This window comes from Streptomyces sp. NBC_00252 (assembly GCF_036187565.1).
Classification (GTDB): domain Bacteria; phylum Actinomycetota; class Actinomycetes; order Streptomycetales; family Streptomycetaceae; genus Streptomyces.
In genome coordinates this window covers 925,862-942,483 of record NZ_CP108087.1, presented here as the reverse complement: position 1 = coordinate 942,483, position 16,622 = coordinate 925,862, and the positions used below count along the sequence as shown (strand labels likewise).

Sequence of the window (16,622 nt, the reverse complement as noted above, 5' to 3'; positions counted from 1 at the left end):
CTCCCCGACGGCCTGTTGATGCCGCCCGGACGGGCCCGACAAACCCGGGGTCAGGCGCTCCGGATCACGTCCACCAACCCCGCGACGAGACACGCCCGCTCGGCCATCGCCCCGACGAGCAGATACTCGTGGTCGGCATGCGCCCCGCCCCCGACCGCGCCCAGCCCGTCGAGCGTCGGCACCCCCAATGCGGCCGTGAAGTTCCCGTCACTCCCGCCGCCGACCGCCCGCCCTTCGAGCCCGGGCAACAACTCCTGTGCCACGGCGAACAGTCCGGCCGCGGCCGACTCGGGCATCGGCGGCCGACCGACACTTCCCGTTACGGTGATCACGGCCTCGTCGAGATGCGGCGCGAGGTCGGCGAACGCCGACTCGACGCGTTCCTTCTCGTCGGCCGACTCGACCCGGACGTCCACGACGACGGTCGCCTGCGCGGGCACGACGTTGTCCAGGGTTCCGGCGGACGCGACGGTCGGCGTGACCGTCGTACCGATCTCGGGCCGTGCCAGCGCCGTGATGTCCAGCACCTGATGCGCCGCCTCGATCAGCGCGTTGACCCCGGCGGCGGGCTCCAGCCCCGCGTGCGAGGCCCGCCCCGCGACGGACACCTCGAAGGTGCCGCATCCCTTACGGCCGGTCTTCACCGCCCCGCCGTCGGCGGCACCCTCGGCCACGAGCACGGCACCGCAGGCCAGGGCGCGTTCCTCGATGAGCGCCCGGGAGAAGTGCGAGCCGACCTCCTCGTCCGCGGTCACCAGGATCTCGACACCGGACCGGTCCTCCAGCCCCGCCAGCCCGTGGATCGCCTGCACCAGACCGCCGAGCATGTCGAAGACGCCGGGTCCGGTCGCCCGGCCGTCCTCGATCAGGAAGGGACGCCGAGCGAGGGTCCCGAGCGGGAACACGGTGTCGTGGTGCCCGAGGACCAGCACCCGGGGTGTCCCACCGCCGGACCAGTGGACGTGCGGCCCGCCCCCGCTCTCGACGAGCGTCGCCCGCCCGCCGAGCCGCGCCTCGATGACACCGGCGACGGTCTCGGCCGATTTCCGCAGGGCGTCCAGGTCACGGGAGGGGGACTCGACCTCGACGAGGGTCCGGAGGTCTTCGAGCATCGCTTCGACGCTCACGGCGATGGTGTTGTGCGTGGTCACGGAGGAAGGCTACGCGGTCAGCGCCGGGGAGCAGGTGGCCGATCGGCGGTCGTGACCAGCGCCTGCGGTCTCCCGTACTCCGCTCCGGACGACGAAGGGCCGGCCCGACGGCGAACGCGTCGAACCGGCCCAACGGCGGTGCAAACAAACGCGGTTGATCAGTCGGTGCCGGACTCCATCGCCGCGCGGTCGAGCAGCGCGTCGTCCTCGGAGACCTCGCCGCGGGAGGCGATGGCCTCGGCGCCGCCCTCGGGCATGCTGCCGATGAGACCGGTCGCGGCGGCCTGCGCGGCGCCGATCGCGGTGTTGCCGGTGCCGATCAGACCGAGGCCCGCGTACTGCTCCAGCTTGGCGCGGGAGTCGGCGATGTCGAGGTTGCGCATGGTGAGCTGGCCGATGCGGTCGACCGGGCCGAAGGCCGAGTCCTCGGTGCGCTCCATGGACAGCTTGTCCGGGTGGTAGCTGAACGCCGGGCCCGTGGTGTCGAGCAGCGAGTAGTCCTCGCCGCGCCGCAGCCGCAGGGTGACCTCACCGGTGATCGCCGAGCCGACCCAGCGCTGCAGGGACTCCCGGACCATCAGGGCCTGCGGGTCCAGCCAGCGGCCCTCGTACATCAGCCGGCCCAGGCGCCGGCCCTCGTTGTGGTACTGGGCGAGGGTGTCCTCGTTGTGGATCGCGTTCACGAGCCGCTCGTAGGCCGCGTGCAGCAGGGCCATGCCGGGGGCCTCGTAGATACCGCGGCTCTTGGCCTCGATGATCCGGTTCTCGATCTGGTCGGACATGCCCATGCCGTGGCGGCCGCCGATGGCGTTGGCCTCCATCACCAGGTCGACGGGGGAGGAGAACTCCTTGCCGTTGATCGTCACGGGGCGGCCCTGGTCGAAGCCGATCGTCACGTCCTCGGTGACGATCTCGACCGACGGGTCCCAGAAGCGCACGCCCATGATCGGCTCGACGGTCTCCACGCCGGTGTCCAGGTGCTCGAGCGTCTTGGCCTCGTGGGTGGCGCCCCAGATGTTGGCGTCGGTGGAGTACGCCTTCTCCGTGCTGTCGCGGTACGGCAGCTCGTGGGCGAGCAGCCACTCCGACATCTCCTTGCGGCCGCCCAGCTCGGTCACGAAGTCCGCGTCCAGCCAGGGCTTGTAGATCCGCAGATGCGGGTTGGCCAGCAGGCCGTAGCGGTAGAACCGCTCGATGTCGTTGCCCTTGAAGGTCGAGCCGTCGCCCCAGATCTGGACGTCGTCCTCGAGCATCGCCCGGACCAGCAGCGTGCCGGTGACGGCACGGCCCAGCGGAGTGGTGTTGAAATAGGCGCGCCCGCCGGAGCGGATGTGGAACGCCCCGCAGGTCAGCGCGGCCAGGCCCTCCTCGACCAGCGCCGCACGGCAGTCGACGAGGCGCGCGATCTCGGCGCCGTAGGCCTGCGCGCGGCCGGGCACCGAGGCGATGTCGGGCTCGTCGTACTGGCCGATGTCGGCGGTGTAGGTGCAGGGGACGGCACCCTTGTCGCGCATCCAGGCGACCGCGACGGAGGTGTCGAGTCCGCCCGAGAAGGCGATGCCGACGCGCTCGCCGGTGGGGAGGGAGGTGAGGACCTTAGACATAGGAAGATTATGCACCCTCGCGCATGGTCATGCAAAGTCCCCATTCCGATCCCCTTTTTCGACGAGGCTCGATCCCCCTTCTGATACGCCGCTGCCGGGCGCCCGTGACACACGCGGGCACCCGGCAGCAACGGCGGAGGGGTGTGCTCAGCACCCCGACTTGTAGAAGTACTTGCTGATCTCGGGCTGGTTCATGTTCGCCTTGGTGATGGCGACCATGTTGGTGCCGATCGACTTCTGGACCGACTTGCCCTCGAAGGCGGCGGCGAGCTGGTCGACGGCCTCCTTGCCGATCGCCGCCGGGTCCTGCGCGACCAGGACCTGGAGGGTGCCCGCCTTCAGCGAGGCGATCTCGTCCGGCTCGGCGTCGAACGCCGCGACCTGCACCTTGCCCTCCTTGCCCGCCTGCTTGAGGCCGGTGGCTATGCCCTGGCCGGTGTTGGTGTTGCCCGCGAACACACCGCCGAGGTCGGGGTGGGCCGCCAGCGTCGACTGGATCTGCGAGGCCGCGGTGGCCGGCAGGTCGTTGTCGTAGAGGGTGGGCAGCATCTTGATGTTCGGGTACTTCTTCATCTCCTCGGTGAAGCCCTTGATGCGGGCGTCCGTCGTGGAGACACCGGGCTTGACGCTGATGACGATGGCCGAGCCCTTCTCGTTCATCAGCTTGGCGAGCGCGTCGGCCGCGACCCGGCCGCCCTTCTCGTTGTCGGACGAGATCCGGGTCATGCCGATCGAGTCGTCGGTGACCGTGGTGTCCACCAGCGCGACCTTGGTGCCCGACGACTGGATCTGCTTCAGCGACGGGGTGAGCGCGCTGGTGTCGACCGGCGAGATCAGCAGCCCGTCCGGCCGCGACGCCGCCACCGAGTCGAGCAGGGGCCGCTGCACGGAGACGTCCCACTGCGCGGAACCGTCCGCCGAGAAGTCCATGCCCTTCGCCTTGGCCTCGGTCTGCGCCGCACAGGTCATGGTGATGTAGAAGGGGTCGCTCTTCACGCCGGTGATCAGCCGGACCTTCTTGCCGGAGGCCCCTCCTTTCGACCCGGAACTGCCGCTGTCGCTCGACGAACTGCAGGCGGCGGCGCCGGTCAGGAGCAGCACGGTGCCCGCGGCGACGAGTGCTTTGCGCGTGATGCGGATGTTCGACATAAGGGTGTCCTCCTGGGTGGTACGAGGGTCGGGACGAAGGTCGGGGAGGGGAGCGGGGTGGCGGTCACGCACGCTCTCGGGTCTTCCTGCGCATCTGGTCGATGTAGACGGCGGCGACCAGGACGACACCGACGGCGACGTCCTGCCAGTACTGCTGAACGCCGATGACGATCAGCCCGGTGGTCAGCACCGCGGGGATGAACACACCGATCACCGTGCCGAGGACCGAACCCCGCCCGCCGAACAGGCTGGTGCCGCCCAGGACCACCGCGGTGATCACCTTCAGGTTGTCGGTGGAGTGCCCGGCGATCGACGTCGTGCCGTACGACGCCAGCCACATCACCGCGCCGAGACCGGCGAGGAGGCCCATCAGGCCGTAGACCTTGATCAGATGGCGGCCCACCGGGATGCCCGCGCGGCGGACGGCCGTCGGGTTGGAGCCGATCGCCAGGGTGTGGCTGCCGAACTTCGTGGCGCCGAGGACCGCGCCGAACAGGGCGGTGACGATCGCGGCGAGGATCACCATCCAGGGGATGCCGAGCAACTTGCCGAATCCCAGGCTGTTCTGGAGATGCGCCGCGGATGCCCCGGAGGGGTCCTGGCCGCCGGTGGCGAGTTCGGCGATGCCGAGTGCCGCGCCCAGACCGCCCAGGGTCACGATCAGCGGCGGCACCTTCCCGGTCGCCACCACCGCGCCCTGCAGAGCACCCCAACCCGCCCCCACGGCAAGGGCGATGACCACACAGACCGCGACCGTGAACCAGCCCGCGGTGGGCCCGCCGTGGTGGATGTTGTACTCACCGGCGGCCACCGCCGCCAGCACCAGCACCGAGCCGATCGACAGGTCGATGCCCGCGGTGATGATCACGAACGTCATGCCGACGCCGAGCACCAGGTAGATGGCCGCGTTCACGGCGATCTGCGTGATGTCGTACGTGGTGAAGAACTTGCCCGGCGCCGCGATCGTGAAGAACGCGACCAGCGCGACGAGGATCACGAAGGTCCACAACTCGCTGATACCGGCGGCCCGTCGGAGCCACGGCGGTATCGCGAGGCGTCCCTCCTGGGCCGGGGGCGGCTCCTGCGCCGGGGCGGCCGGCTTGATGTCCTGGCTGTTGGCGCTCATCGCCCGTCCTCCGCTTCCGTCGCGCCGACCGGGTCGTGGTTCCCGTTCTGCGCGGGCTCGTCCAGCGATCCGGTCATGGCGCCGACGAGTTTCTCGATCGTGGCGTCGGCCGCGTTGAACGACGCGACCCGGCGGCCCAGCCGCAGTACTTCGACCCGGTCCGCGACCGACAGCACCTCGGGCATGTTGTGGCTGATGAGGACGACGCAGATGCCCCGGTCGGCGACCCTGCGGACGGTCTCCAGGACCCGGGCGCGCTGGACGACGCCCAGGGCCGCGGTCGGTTCGTCCATGAAGATGACCTTGTTGGCGAACGCGACCGCGCGCGCCACGGCCACGGACTGCCGTTGCCCTCCTGACAACGTTGTCACAGGAGCCGTCACATCTTTCAGCTCCACACCGAGTTCACCGAACGCCGCGATCGCCTCCCGGCGCATGGTGGGCCGGTCGAGCACGCCCAGCCGGCCGAGCAGGCCTCCGCGCACAAGTTCCCTGCCGAGATAGAGATTTGACGCCGCGTCAAGATCCGGCGCCAGGGAGAGATCCTGGTAGACGGTCTCGACTCCGTGCCGTTGCGCGTCCATGGGCCCCGTGAAGCGGACCGGCGTCCCGTCCAGGCGCACCTCGCCCTCGTCCGGGGTGAGTACGCCGGAAAGTACGTTCACCAATGTCGACTTGCCGGCGCCGTTGTCACCGATCAGTGCGACGACCTCGCCGGCGTACGCCGTGAAGTCGGCGCCCGAGAGCGCCTGGACATGGCCGAAACGCTTGACCACACCGTGTGCCGCGAGAAGGGGTTCTCTTGCAGAGGCCATGTTGTGCCTTCTGGTTGGTATCGTTAACAGCTCGTCGATTCTGGGAGGCCCGTGGGTGGGCGTCAAGGGTCGTGAACGAACGGGGATTTGGGCGGACACCGTCGGCCCGTCGGACAGACTGCTGTCCGGTCGCGCTGGATGACCTCGGGAGGACACGGCGTGACCAGTCGTCCCAGCCGTCCGCGGATGAAGGACGTGGCCGCGGAAGCGGGCGTCAGCGTCATGACCGTGTCCCGCGTGGTCAACGGCGAGGCGGGCGTGGCACCCCTCACCGCCGCCCGGGTGGCGGCCGCCGTCCGCAAGCTGGGCTATCAACGCGACGACGTGGCACGGCAGTTGCGCCGTACGGACCGGTTGAGCCAAACCATCGGACTGATGGTGGACAACGTTGCCGACCCCTTCATGGCCGCCGTCGCCTCGGCCACCGAGGACGTCGCGCACCGGCGCGGCAACATGGTCCTCATCGGCTCAAGCCGCGCCGACCTCCGCCGCGAACGCGAGGTGATCGCGGCCTTCACCGCCCGCAGGGTCGACGGGCTGATTCTCACCCCGGTCGCGGGCGACCACCGCGTGCTGCGCTCGGCGCAGGCGCGGGGTACGAAGATCGTGTGCGTGGACCGGGTGGCACCCGGCCTCGACGTGGACACCGTGGTGGTGGACAACTTCGGCGCGGTACGGCAGGCCGTACGCCACCTGATCGCGCACGGCCACCGGCGCATCTGCTACCTCGGCGACAAGCCGGAGATCTGGACCTTCGGCGAACGCCACCGCGGCTATCTGGCCGCCCTGGACGCCGCGGGCATCGCCGCCGATCCGGCGCTCGTCCGGCACGACTTACGGTCCGGCGCGGATGCCGCCCGGGCCGTCACCGCGCTCCTCTCCGCACCCCGGCCGCCCACGGCGGTCCTCGCGGGCAACGAGGTGCTCGCGTTCGGCGTGCGGGCCGTGCTGCCCGCGGGCGTCGCGTTCGTCGCCTTCGACGACTTCGCCCTCGCCGCGCAGCTGACACCGCCGGTCACGGTCATCGCGCAGGACCCGGTCGCGCTGGCGACGAGCGCCGCGCAGCTGTTGTTCGCCCGCATCCACGGGGACACGTCACCGCCGCGCAGGGTCGTCATGCCGACCGAACTGATCCCGCGCGGGTCGGGGGAGATCCCGGGCCCCGGCACGCCGATCGCGACTCCTCGGCGCTGACGAGTCCGGGCCGCCCCCGTCCCGCGTACGGCACGGGTGTTACGCGCGAGGCCGCTCGAAGGTGAGGAGCAGGCCCTCGACCGCGCCGGGACCTATGCGGCCCTTGACGTCGGCGGCGGTGATGGCCTTGAGGCCCCAGCCGTCCTCGGCGTGCTTGTTGAGGACCTTCTCCAGCTTGTCGCTGTCCAGCGCGTCGCCGATCAGCGACTCCCGGAAGCTGACGACCTTGTACTCGAACGTGTAGGCATTGCTCATGGCTGCGGTGTCCTCCTGCTGCGTGCGCACGGTGTGCGGCGGGCGGGGTCAGCCAATCATGGGGGGACCTTCCCGCGCAGGCCGGGGGTGGTTTCGTGGCGACGCCGTCAACTCCGCACGCAGGCACGGCTGTTGTCCGGACCGGGCATCGGGGGAGGGTCCGTGGGTACGCCATCACGGCACACGCGGCCGTCGTGTCACCCGGGGTGCGGCGGGGCGGAGACGTAGCGTGGCCGGTGACCCGTGGACGCTGACGGAACCCGTGGAGGTGCCCATGTGCTGGAGTGCGAAGGCCGACCTCGTGGCGGGCGCGGCGGTCGCCGCCGTAGGAGTCGCGTGTGTGGCCCGGGCGCGGCGGCGGACCGATCTGCCGCTCGCCGCACTGCCGTTGCTGCTGGGCGCCCACCAGATCGTGGAGTCGGCGGTGTGGGACGCCGACGGGGGATCCGGGCCCGCCACCCTCGCCTGGGCCGTCATCGCCATGCCACTGCTGGCGGTCTGGGTCCCGGTAGGGGCGTGGTGCGCCGCGTCACGGCGGGCCCGGACCCGGCTGAGCGTGTTCGTCGTTATCGGCGCGGCGACGGCGGCGGCACTCGGCCACGCACTCGCCGCCCACTCCGTGACGGCCGAGATCCGAGGCCACACCCTCGGCTACGTCGTCCACCTCCCACACCCCCAACTGGTCATCGCCGGCTACCTGGTGGCGACGATCGGCTCACTCCTCCTCTCCGGCGAGCGCGGTCTCGTGGTCCTGGGCGTGCTCGTCACCATCGGCGCCCTGATCTGCTGGACCCTGTGGGAGCTGGAGTTCGTCTCCACGTGGTGCGCGGTCGCGGCGCTGTCCTCGGTGGTCCTGTTCTTCTGGGTACGCGGGCGGGACAGCGAGCCGGGAGTGCGGCCCTATGTCAGTGCGGGGCGGGGCGGGTCCACGGGGTGAGGCCGCTGCCGAGTCGAACGGAATTCGACAGTGGCCAGTTATGGGTGTCTCCGTGCCGTGTCCAAAGTCCGTGCCGTACAAAGTCGTTGATGTGCGACGGTGATGTCGCGTTGGATGGCTGCATGGAGCGTATAGACGCAGAGCTGTTCACTGACGGTGGGAACGACGCCGTGGTCCGTCTGCCCGGTCGTCGGTTGCCCGGCGTGCTCATTCAGGGCGACTCGCTTCACATCCTCCGCGGTGATGTGGCCGAGGTGGTCGAGGCCTGCGAGCGGGGCGACCTGGCCGACGCGGGGGAGGCGGCGGGGCTGCTGCTCGCGGGGTTCGACGCGCTGCTGAGCCGGTACTCCGTGGCGTTGGAGAAGCACCGGATTCAGTTGCCGTACTGAGCCGGCGTGCCCTCACGCCTCCCGGTGCTCGATCCCCAACAGGCTCGCCGCGGCCCGGAAGTCCGCCGTGTGATGGCCTAGCGCGAGGGACCAGTGGTGGCCCACGCCCGTCGCGCTCCACGCGTCGACCCACTCGCCGGGGTCGCGGCCGAAGTCGACGCGGCTGGTGGTGTTGCCGATGGCGAGGTGGGGGCCGGGGACGACGGTGCCCTCGGAGGTGACGAAGGAGAGGGTGCCGTCGGCGTCCTGGCCGAGGCCGAGGAGGGTGACGGGCCCGTGCCGGACGTCGAACTCGACGCTGACGCCCCAGCCGCGCTTGCCGTGGTAGACGCCGAGGCCGCGCAGCAGCGGATCGCGGGCGCTGACGGCGAGGTGGGCGGGACCGTCGTGGCCCATCTCCACCACACCGGCCTCGAAGTCGAGGGCCTGGATCTCGGTGAAGGAACCCCCGGCACCGATGCTCTGGGTTGCCAACTGGGCCAGGCTGGTGCGGAGTTCGTACTCACCGGCGGCCGGTACGCCCCGGGCGGTGAGCAGCGAGGCGCCCAGGATCATGCCCGCGCCGATCCGTTCGTGCAGCTCGCCGTCGAGTCCCCGGTGGTAGTACGCGAGGGTGTCGAGGCCGAAGTCCTCGACGAGCCGGTCCAGGGCGACGGACACGGTCGCCCCCCACGCGAAGTCCTCGTCCACCACACTGTCGTCGACGGCGAAGACCCGCCGGGCGAGGGCCGTGCGCTCCCGGGTCTCGGCCTCGCTGACCTGCTCGACCCGGTGCCGCAGATCGTCGAACTCCAGCACCTCGACGTGCGAGCCGAACGTCGCCGGGAGCAGCGTCAGATCGGTCGACACGTCGAGCATGCCGGGATACAGATGCCCCATCAGTCCGTGCCGCGCGTGCCGGAGCGAGGCCCGCACATGGGCGGCCCGGATCCACTGCTCGATGCGCCGCCACGCCGACTCCTGGCGCAGCCAGCCCGACACCGACCGGAAGGGGATGCCCGCCCGCCGGAACACGTTGCCGACCTCGGGCACCGGGCACTGCCCGCAGTAGGCGAGCCAGGCACCCGTGTCGAAGGAGGCGTGGTCCATGCGCTCGGACGGCTGGAGGTCGATGACCAGGACCGGGGTGTGCGAGCGCTGGGCGATCGGCAGCACCATCGACGAGGTCAGATACGTCGTGAGGAACAGCACGATCAAGTCGCAGTCCGCGCGCCGCAGTTGCTCCGCCGCTGCCGCCCCCTCCACGGCGTCGGAGATGAAGCCGACGTCGGTCACCTCCGCGTCCATCCGCTGGAACCGCTCGGCGACGTAGGCGGACGACTCCTTCAACTGCGGGAGCAGGTCCGGGAATTGGGGCCAGTAGGCGCCGAGGCCGCCCGCCACGAGTCCGATCCGGGTACGGCGACGGGGTGCCGGTGGGAGCAACTCGCGCAGGGCGGCGGCGTGTTCGTCGGTCACGGTGGTGGGCTCGGTCGTTGTCATGCGCGGTGTCCTTACGGTGTCCGGTGTGCTGTCCGGGGGCCGGTGCCGGACTCAGGTCCTGGCCACGCCCAGGGTCTCCGGGGCCACCGCGGTGTTGGGGGAGCGCCGGATGAGGACATGGATGACGTACACGCCCGCGACCCCGGATGCCGCCATGCAGAGCGTGATCAGCCACAGCAGGAGCGAGGCGCTGTAGTCCATCAGCGCCGGCGTGACGAACGCGACGCCCGCGAAGACCCCGCGCGAGAGGGCGTAGGTGAGGCCCTGGGTGGTGCCGCGGGTGTCGGGGGGCAGGGTGAGTTGCGACCAGACCTTGTAACTGGCCTCTCCCGCAAAGGGGTTGGAGATCTGGTACAGCACGAAGAAGACGAGCATCCCGACGAGCGCGCCCGCCGTGAGGGAGGCGATGCAGAAGGCCACGACCTGCACGACGGTGAAGACGTAGAACAGCCGGTCGCGCCACGGGGTGTCGGCGACCCGGACGAAGACGAAGGTCAGCACCAGTGCGATGGGAAGGAAGGCCAGGTTGATGCCGGTGGCCAGGCTCTGTGAGGCGCCGCTGACCGTGACCAGGAGGTAGGTGCCGAACTGGCCGAAGGTGTTGGCGCCGATGCCCCAGGTGACGTAGTAGACGAAGGTCGCGATCATCGGCAGCAGCGCGGCGCGGTTCCACACGTTCTTCAGCTCGATGCCGCGCGGGGCGGCGAGCGCTGCCGCCTCCTCGCGTTGTGCCGCCTCGGACGGGTCGGCCAGCTCCAGCCGGGCACGGAGCAGGAAGGTGACCAGTGCGGCGACGACCAGGTGGCCGGTGATGAACCGTGCCCCGGTCATGCCGGTGTCCGACAGGACGTAGCCGAGGAAGATGACGACGACGATGCCCAGCACCCACATGACCTGCGTGAACGACACGAGACGGGCCCGGCCGTCGGCGGGCGCCGCGTCCGAGACCACGGCCAGGGAGGTCGGCAGGTCGGCTCCGGCGGCGAGGCCCGCGACGAGTACGCCGACGAAGAGGACGATGTCGTTCGGGGCGAGGGTGATGACGATGGCGCCCACGGCGTAGCAGAGGATGTCCAGGTTGTAGACGCGGCGGCGCCCGAACATGTCGGCGAGCCGGCCGCCGACGAGGGAACCGACGGCGATGCAGCCGGTGACGATCGCGCTGATCGCGCCGGCCATCCACACGCCCATGTCGTAGTGGTCGCGGTAGATGGCCAGGTTGACGGCGATGCTGACGATGAGCGCGGCGTCGAGGTAGGACGCCATGCCCGACAGGGCCGCGACCTTCCACAAGTGCCGGGGGATGGGCGGCTGTTCCGCGTGTTCCGGTGGGGACGGGAATCGGATCATGATGCGGCTCCTCGCGGCTCTGGGCCGGGGTCGCAGTGAATATAGGGTCCAAAAAACGTTCCAACAAGCCCTCTCGCACGTATCCGGGCGAAGACGGGTCCGCCTCCTTCCCGGCCTACGGATCCGGTGCCAACATTGCAGGTGACAGACGATCGAGCCGACATAAAACGTTTTTTGACCCATGAGGATGACGGAGCCTTACTCGGAAGGACCAACGCCGTGATCTCGCCCGCGCTGCACCAGCTCTTCGACGCCCCGCCCCGGGACTTCGGCCCCACCCCGCTGTGGTGGTGGTCGGGCGCCAAGGTCACCCGCGAGCAACTCGACTGGCAGCTGCGCCGGTTCGCGGCCGGCGGCGTCCACAACCTCGTCGTCATCAACCTCGCCCCGGCCGGTCCGGCCTTCGGCGCCCGCACCGACGACCCGCCGTGGTTCGGCGAGGAGTGGTGGGACCGCTTCACCGACACCTGCCGCATCGCCCGGGACATCGGCACCCGCCTGTGGTTCTACGACCAGATCGGCTTCTCCGGCGCCAACGTGCAGGGCGCCGTCACCCGCCACCACCCGGAGACGGCCGGCCTCGCCCTGCGCTCCCGGAGAGCCACCGTCACCGGCGGCACGATCGCCCTGCGCGGTGCCGAAACCCTCGTGGCCGCCTACGACATGGAGGGCCACCTCCTGCCCACGGTCCCCGAGGGCGAGGACGTACAGCTCGTCGTCGCCGTCCCCACCGCCTTCGACTACCTGGACCCGCACGCCGTCAGCCTGCTGCTGGACACCGTCCACCACGAGTACGACCGCCGCGTCCCCGAGTACCTCGGCAACGTCATCGCGGGCAGCTTCCAGGACGAGCTGCCCGGCACCAACTCCTGGAGCCACCGCTTCCCCGGCGAGTTCCGCGCCCGCCGCGGCTACGACCTCCTCGACCATCTCCCCGCCCTGTTCGGCCCGTTGACCGCCCGCGCGGCGAAGATCCGCGCCGACTACCACGCGGTCCGCACCGAACTCACCGAAGAAGCCCTCTTCAAGCCGCTCGCCGCCTGGCACGACGAACGCGGCATGCTCGTCGGCGCCGACCAGAGCCACCCCGCGCGGGCGGGTTTCCCGGCCCAGTCGACGCAGATCTACACCGACTACTTCCGCACCCACCGCTGGTACGGCGCCGCGGGCAGCGATCACCACGGCGACTCCAAGGTCCACTCCTCCATGGCCCACCTCTACGGCCACGAGCGCGTCTGGATCGAGGCGTTCCACTCCTCCGGCTGGGGCGGCACCCTGGCGGACACCTACGACTGGCTCCTGCCGTTCCTGCGCAGCGGCGCCAACCTGTACAACCCGCACGCCAGTTACTTCGGCACGGCGGGCGGCTGGTTCGAGTGGGCGCCCCCGTCCACCGACTGGCGCCAGCCCTACTGGCGGCAGTACCCGGCGTTCTCCCGTGCCGTCGCCCGGATCTGCTCGATCATGTCCTGGGGCACCTACAGCGCCGACGTCGCGGTCCTGCACCCCACCGCCACCATGCAGTCCCTCATCCCGCTGGACGCCCCCGTCCAGCACTTCGGTGACGGCCGCCTCGGCGACGACCACGCCGACGTCGACGAGACACAGCGCGACTACCTGGACCTCTGCGGCACGAACAACTGGCTCGGCCCGCACGTCGGTTCGCTTGACCGCCACCGCATCGCCTTCGACGTCATCGACGACGCCTCCGTACAGCGTGCGACCGCGGCCGAAGGCGCCCTGCGCGTCGCGGACCTGTCGTACCGCGCGGTGCTGCTGCCATCGGCGAGCGTCCTGGAGGAGGAGACGGCCCGCCGACTGACCCAACTCCTGGACGCGGGCGGCCGGGTGGTGGTCGTGGGCCGCCCACCGGCGACGGCCGCGGGGATGACCGGGGACGACTCCGTCGTCGCGGCCCTGCTGAAACACCCGCGCCTGGAGCGGGCGAGCGACGCCGAGGCGGGCGCGGCGGCGGTCGCCGACACAGCCGGACACGCGACCGGCGAGGTCCCCTTGCTGGTCAGGAGAAGGGGAGTTGAGGCGGTCGCCCTGGTGACAGGCACCTTCCCCGACGCCCGCACGCTGCCTGGAGACGCCCACCACGAGGCGGACCCGGCGCGTTACGCCCGCCACTCGACCGTCACCGTCCAGGCCGAGGTCACCGAGGCCGAGATCTGGAACCCGGCGACCGGCACCCGGCAACCGGCCCAAGTCGCCGTGGCCGACGGCCGTTCGACCATCGAGGTCCCCCTCGAAGGCGCCCCCGCCGTCCTCGTCGTATGGCGGGAGGGCACCCCGCGGACCCGCCAGCCGGCCACGCCGACTCCCGTGCCGGAACGGACGATCGACCTCTCGACCGGCTGGGAGGGACGCTTGGTCCCCACCATGGACAACACCTGGGGCGACCTCGCCCTGCCCGCGGGCTCGTCCGTCACCGCACCCCAGATCTGGACCATGCGGTGGACCGAGACCGAGGACCCCGACGCCAACTGGCAGCAGACAAAGGCGACTTACGGCAACCAGGTCCGCGTGCTCGCTCCGGTGCCGTCCGCCGGGGCCCCCGATCCGCTCGACGTGCCCGCCGTCGAACAGGTCCTCGCGGGAGACCTCCCCCTCACCCCCGACGACTGGAGCGTCTCGCGGTACTCCACCAGCCGGGGCATCCCGGACCCGGACGGCCTGCTCGGCAACAAGGGCCTGGTGACGGAGGAGTTTGTACGCGTCCCCGTGCCAGGACCCGGATCGATCGCCCGGGTCCGGGCGATCGTGGATACGGACCACCGAGGCCCCGCCGAGCTGCACATCGGCGCCGCGGCCACCAAGCGCGTGTGGTGGAACGGCCGGCGCCTGGACATCGGCACCGGGTATTGCACCACCGCCCGCGTGGAGATCGGCCGGACCCGCAACGTCCTCGAATACGAACTGGGAGACGCCCAGGACAGGCCGATGCTGATCTCGGGCGCGGCCGACACCCCGTTGGGCAGCTACTTCTGCCTGAGCCGCCCGGACGCGTTCGGACCGCGCCCGCAGTTCATGTGCCTGCCGGAGGACGTACGACCGGCCGGCGGGGTGACCTACCGAGGGCGCCTGAACGCCGTCGGCCGGGCGGCACTTGTCGTGGGTGCTGCGGTGGGCGTGACGGTGCTGCTCGACGGAGCGGTGGTCGCCCGGCAGGAGAAGGTGGAGTACTACGAGTCCGACTGGGGCGCGGTGCCGATGTTCTTCCGGCATGAACTGGCCCTGGGTGAAGGCGAACACGTACTGGAAGTGGTGGCCGACGCCGTCGACCCGCGCGAGGCGGTGTTCATCGACTGCGTGGCCGATGCGGCGAACTACCTGGTGAGCGGAGCGGGTTGGGAGGCAGAGGCGGGAGAGTGGCGCGGTCGTACCGTCGAACACGACGGCCGCTGGGGGGAATTGCAGCACTGCTACGCGGCCGTCCGACCGCACCCGCTGCCGGACACCGAGTGGCTCACCGGCGCGCCGGTGCTCGGCGGTGCCGTACTTCCGGTGCGGGCCACGGACTCCGTGCGCGAACGCGCCCAGCGCTTCCGCTTCACCGTGCCGCCGGGGACCGTATCGCTGGACCTGCCACTGGAGTTGGCGGCGAGGGTGCGGGTCGGTGACGGTGAGGAAGTGGGGCTCGACGGTTCGGTCCTGACGATGGACCAGCCGCTTTCCGAACCCACGGAGGTCGAAGTCGTGACCGTGCCCACGGCCGTCCTGCGGGGCGGTTCCGGGTGGCGTGGGCCGGTGCGCGTCCGTACGGTGGCGGCCCAACTGCCTCTAGGTGACTGGAAGTTGCTCGGCCTGGGCGGCTGGAGCGGCGGTGTGACGTACTCGCGGGAGGTCGAAGTGCCTGCCGGGGCCGACGCCGTACTGGATCTGGGGCGGGTGCGCGGCAGCGTGTCGGTGGAAGTCGACGGGGTGGAGGCCGGGGAGGCGTTCTGTCCGCCGTACCGCTTTGAACTCCCGCGCACGGCAGCGGGGTTGGTGCGGGTCGAGGTGACCGTCAATAACACCCTGGCGCCCTATCTCGCCGAGGCTACGCCCACCGCCTGGGCGTTCCCGGCTCAGCTGTCGTCGGGACTGCTGGGGCCGGTGACGCTACGGGTTCGGGACCGGCAGGGGACGGGTGGAGTCGCGTAGGACGAGGTCGGGGGCGAACACCCTTGTCTCGTGGGCGTGTTCGGCGCGGGCCTCCACCTCGTCGAGGAGCATTCCGACGGCGGCTCTGCCGAGTTCCTCGACGGGTTGGCGGACCGTGGTGAGGGTCGTACCGACGAAACTCGCGATGTCGAGGTCGCCGTAGCCGACGACCTGTATCTCCTCGGGTATGCGGACACCCCGCTCGCCGAGGCCGCGGCACAGGCCGGCGGCGAGGAAGTCGTTGGTGCAGAAGACGGCGTCGGGGAGCTCGTCGAGGGTGCGGGCGATCTCCAGGCCGTAGGCGACCGTCATCTCGTCGGCGACGACCTGGCGGACCCGGGCCTCGCGGCGGGTGCGGACGGCCTGGCGGGCGCCCTGGTAGCGCTCGGCGCACTGCACGATGCCGCGCTCGCCGTTCACGACGAGGATGTCCCGCGCCCCGCAGTCCAGGAGGTGCTGCACGGCGACCCGGCCGCCCGCGATGTCGTCGACGGAGACGGAACAGCCGTCCTGGGCCGACAGCGCGCGGTCGGCGAGGACGAGCGGGATGCCGCGCTCGCGGAGCCGGGTGAGGCGGGTGGGGTCGGCGCCGAGCGGCACGACCACCGCCCCGACCGCCCGCTGCTCGATGAGCATCGTGAAGTAGCCCTGCTCGCGCTCGGGGGCGTCGCCGCTGTCGCAGAGGACGAGGGCGTAGCCGTGCTCGTAGGCCGCGTCGGCGGCGCCGCGTGCGATGCGGGAGTAGAAGGTGTTGGTGACGTCGGGGAGGACCAGGCCGATGGAGGAGGAGTGGCCGGTGCGCAGGCCCGCGGCTCCCGGGTGGGGGACGTAGTCGAGGGCGGCGACCGCGTCGCGGACGCGCTCGGCGGTGCGGGCGTTGACGCGCTCGGGCCGGTTCAGGACGTTCGAGACCGTGGACACCGAGACGCCCGCGGCGGCTGCGACGTCCTGGATACGGGCGGGGCGAACCTGAACGGCGTCCACCCCCTCGCTGTGACAGCCGTGCGACCAGGCACGACGC

The 16,622-nt window shown here is 70.9% G+C and carries 13 protein-coding genes; 4 read left to right on the top strand and 9 right to left on the bottom strand.

Annotated elements, in window-relative coordinates:
• Positions 1-50: 50 nt before the first annotated feature.
• The 5 genes from OHT77_RS04165 to OHT77_RS04145 all read right to left on the bottom strand — a co-directional run bounded on the left by OHT77_RS04165 (position 51) and on the right by OHT77_RS04145 (position 5,845).
• Positions 51-1,112 carry a M20 family metallopeptidase gene (locus OHT77_RS04165; protein WP_443048197.1) on the bottom strand — a complete coding sequence of 354 codons (1,062 nt, stop codon included), beginning with the start codon at positions 1,110-1,112 and terminating at the stop codon, positions 51-53.
• Between the two features lie 197 nt (positions 1,113-1,309).
• Positions 1,310-2,755, bottom strand: coding sequence for an argininosuccinate synthase (gene argG, locus OHT77_RS04160; protein ID WP_266778278.1), 1,446 nt, complete (start codon positions 2,753-2,755; stop codon positions 1,310-1,312).
• A 147-nt stretch (positions 2,756-2,902) separates the two neighbouring features.
• On the bottom strand, positions 2,903-3,904 hold the full coding sequence (locus tag OHT77_RS04155) for an ABC transporter substrate-binding protein (RefSeq protein ID WP_328826591.1): 1,002 nt from the start codon (positions 3,902-3,904) through the stop codon (positions 2,903-2,905).
• A gap of 64 nt (positions 3,905-3,968) precedes the next feature.
• Positions 3,969-5,030, bottom strand: coding sequence for an ABC transporter permease (locus OHT77_RS04150; RefSeq protein ID WP_328826590.1), 1,062 nt, complete (start codon positions 5,028-5,030; stop codon positions 3,969-3,971).
• Entirely contained in the window at positions 5,027-5,845 is an 819-nt protein-coding gene (locus OHT77_RS04145) for an ATP-binding cassette domain-containing protein (RefSeq protein ID WP_328826589.1), read from the bottom strand. Before OHT77_RS04145 ends, OHT77_RS04150 begins: the two co-directional genes overlap by 4 nt.
• A 159-nt stretch (positions 5,846-6,004) precedes the next feature.
• On the opposite strand from OHT77_RS04145, the gene OHT77_RS04140 reads away from it, so the two are divergent.
• A complete protein-coding gene (locus OHT77_RS04140) occupies positions 6,005-7,039 on the top strand; it encodes a LacI family DNA-binding transcriptional regulator (RefSeq protein WP_328826588.1) in 1,035 nt (344 codons plus the stop codon).
• Between the two features lie 39 nt (positions 7,040-7,078).
• On the opposite strand, the gene OHT77_RS04135 is transcribed toward OHT77_RS04140, so the two are convergent.
• Complete coding sequence (locus OHT77_RS04135; protein ID WP_019056094.1) at positions 7,079-7,294, bottom strand: DUF4177 domain-containing protein; 216 nt, start codon at positions 7,292-7,294, stop codon at positions 7,079-7,081.
• Between the two features lie 274 nt (positions 7,295-7,568).
• Here OHT77_RS04135 and OHT77_RS04130 point away from each other — a divergent pair, with 274 nt between their 5' ends.
• Together OHT77_RS04130 and OHT77_RS04125 are read left to right on the top strand one after the other, a co-directional pair.
• Complete coding sequence (locus OHT77_RS04130) at positions 7,569-8,231, top strand: DUF6629 family protein (RefSeq protein ID WP_328834148.1); 663 nt, start codon at positions 7,569-7,571, stop codon at positions 8,229-8,231.
• Positions 8,232-8,353: 122 nt separating this feature from the next.
• Positions 8,354-8,620 (top strand): DUF6959 family protein, encoded by a 267-nt coding sequence (locus OHT77_RS04125; protein ID WP_328826587.1) that lies wholly within the window; start codon positions 8,354-8,356, stop codon positions 8,618-8,620.
• Positions 8,621-8,632: 12 nt separating this feature from the next.
• On the opposite strand, the gene OHT77_RS04120 is transcribed toward OHT77_RS04125, so the two are convergent.
• Both OHT77_RS04120 and OHT77_RS04115 read right to left on the bottom strand, forming a co-directional pair.
• A complete protein-coding gene (locus OHT77_RS04120; protein ID WP_328826585.1) occupies positions 8,633-10,102 on the bottom strand; it encodes an L-fucose/L-arabinose isomerase family protein in 1,470 nt (489 codons plus the stop codon).
• Positions 10,103-10,153: 51 nt separating this feature from the next.
• A complete protein-coding gene (locus tag OHT77_RS04115) occupies positions 10,154-11,452 on the bottom strand; it encodes an MFS transporter (RefSeq protein WP_328826584.1) in 1,299 nt (432 codons plus the stop codon).
• A 219-nt stretch (positions 11,453-11,671) separates the two neighbouring features.
• Here OHT77_RS04115 and OHT77_RS04110 point away from each other — a divergent pair, with 219 nt between their 5' ends.
• Positions 11,672-15,601, top strand: coding sequence for a glycosyl hydrolase (locus OHT77_RS04110; protein WP_328826583.1), 3,930 nt, complete (start codon positions 11,672-11,674; stop codon positions 15,599-15,601).
• On the opposite strand, the gene OHT77_RS04105 is transcribed toward OHT77_RS04110, so the two are convergent.
• Positions 15,560-16,585, bottom strand: coding sequence for a LacI family DNA-binding transcriptional regulator (locus OHT77_RS04105; RefSeq protein ID WP_328826582.1), 1,026 nt, complete (start codon positions 16,583-16,585; stop codon positions 15,560-15,562). The two genes, OHT77_RS04110 and OHT77_RS04105, sit on opposite strands and share 42 nt — an antisense overlap.
• Positions 16,586-16,622: the final 37 nt, after the last annotated feature.

What these genes read in the sequence shown, in the direction of transcription:
- OHT77_RS04135 (WP_019056094.1), bottom strand. Translation starts at nt 7,294, where the DNA reads ATGAGCAATGCCTACACGTTCGAGTACAAGGTCGTCAGCTTCCGGGAG.
- OHT77_RS04125 (WP_328826587.1), top strand. Translation starts at nt 8,354, where the DNA reads ATGGAGCGTATAGACGCAGAGCTGTTCACTGACGGTGGGAACGACGCC.
- argG (WP_266778278.1), bottom strand. Translation starts at nt 2,755, where the DNA reads ATGTCTAAGGTCCTCACCTCCCTCCCCACCGGCGAGCGCGTCGGCATC.
- OHT77_RS04130 (WP_328834148.1), top strand. Translation starts at nt 7,569, where the DNA reads ATGTGCTGGAGTGCGAAGGCCGACCTCGTGGCGGGCGCGGCGGTCGCC.
- OHT77_RS04155 (WP_328826591.1), bottom strand. Translation starts at nt 3,904, where the DNA reads ATGTCGAACATCCGCATCACGCGCAAAGCACTCGTCGCCGCGGGCACC.
- OHT77_RS04120 (WP_328826585.1), bottom strand. Translation starts at nt 10,102, where the DNA reads ATGACAACGACCGAGCCCACCACCGTGACCGACGAACACGCCGCCGCC.
- OHT77_RS04165 (WP_443048197.1), bottom strand. Translation starts at nt 1,112, where the DNA reads ATGCTCGAAGACCTCCGGACCCTCGTCGAGGTCGAGTCCCCCTCCCGT.
- OHT77_RS04150 (WP_328826590.1), bottom strand. Translation starts at nt 5,030, where the DNA reads ATGAGCGCCAACAGCCAGGACATCAAGCCGGCCGCCCCGGCGCAGGAG.
- OHT77_RS04145 (WP_328826589.1), bottom strand. Translation starts at nt 5,845, where the DNA reads ATGGCCTCTGCAAGAGAACCCCTTCTCGCGGCACACGGTGTGGTCAAG.
- OHT77_RS04115 (WP_328826584.1), bottom strand. Translation starts at nt 11,452, where the DNA reads ATGATCCGATTCCCGTCCCCACCGGAACACGCGGAACAGCCGCCCATC.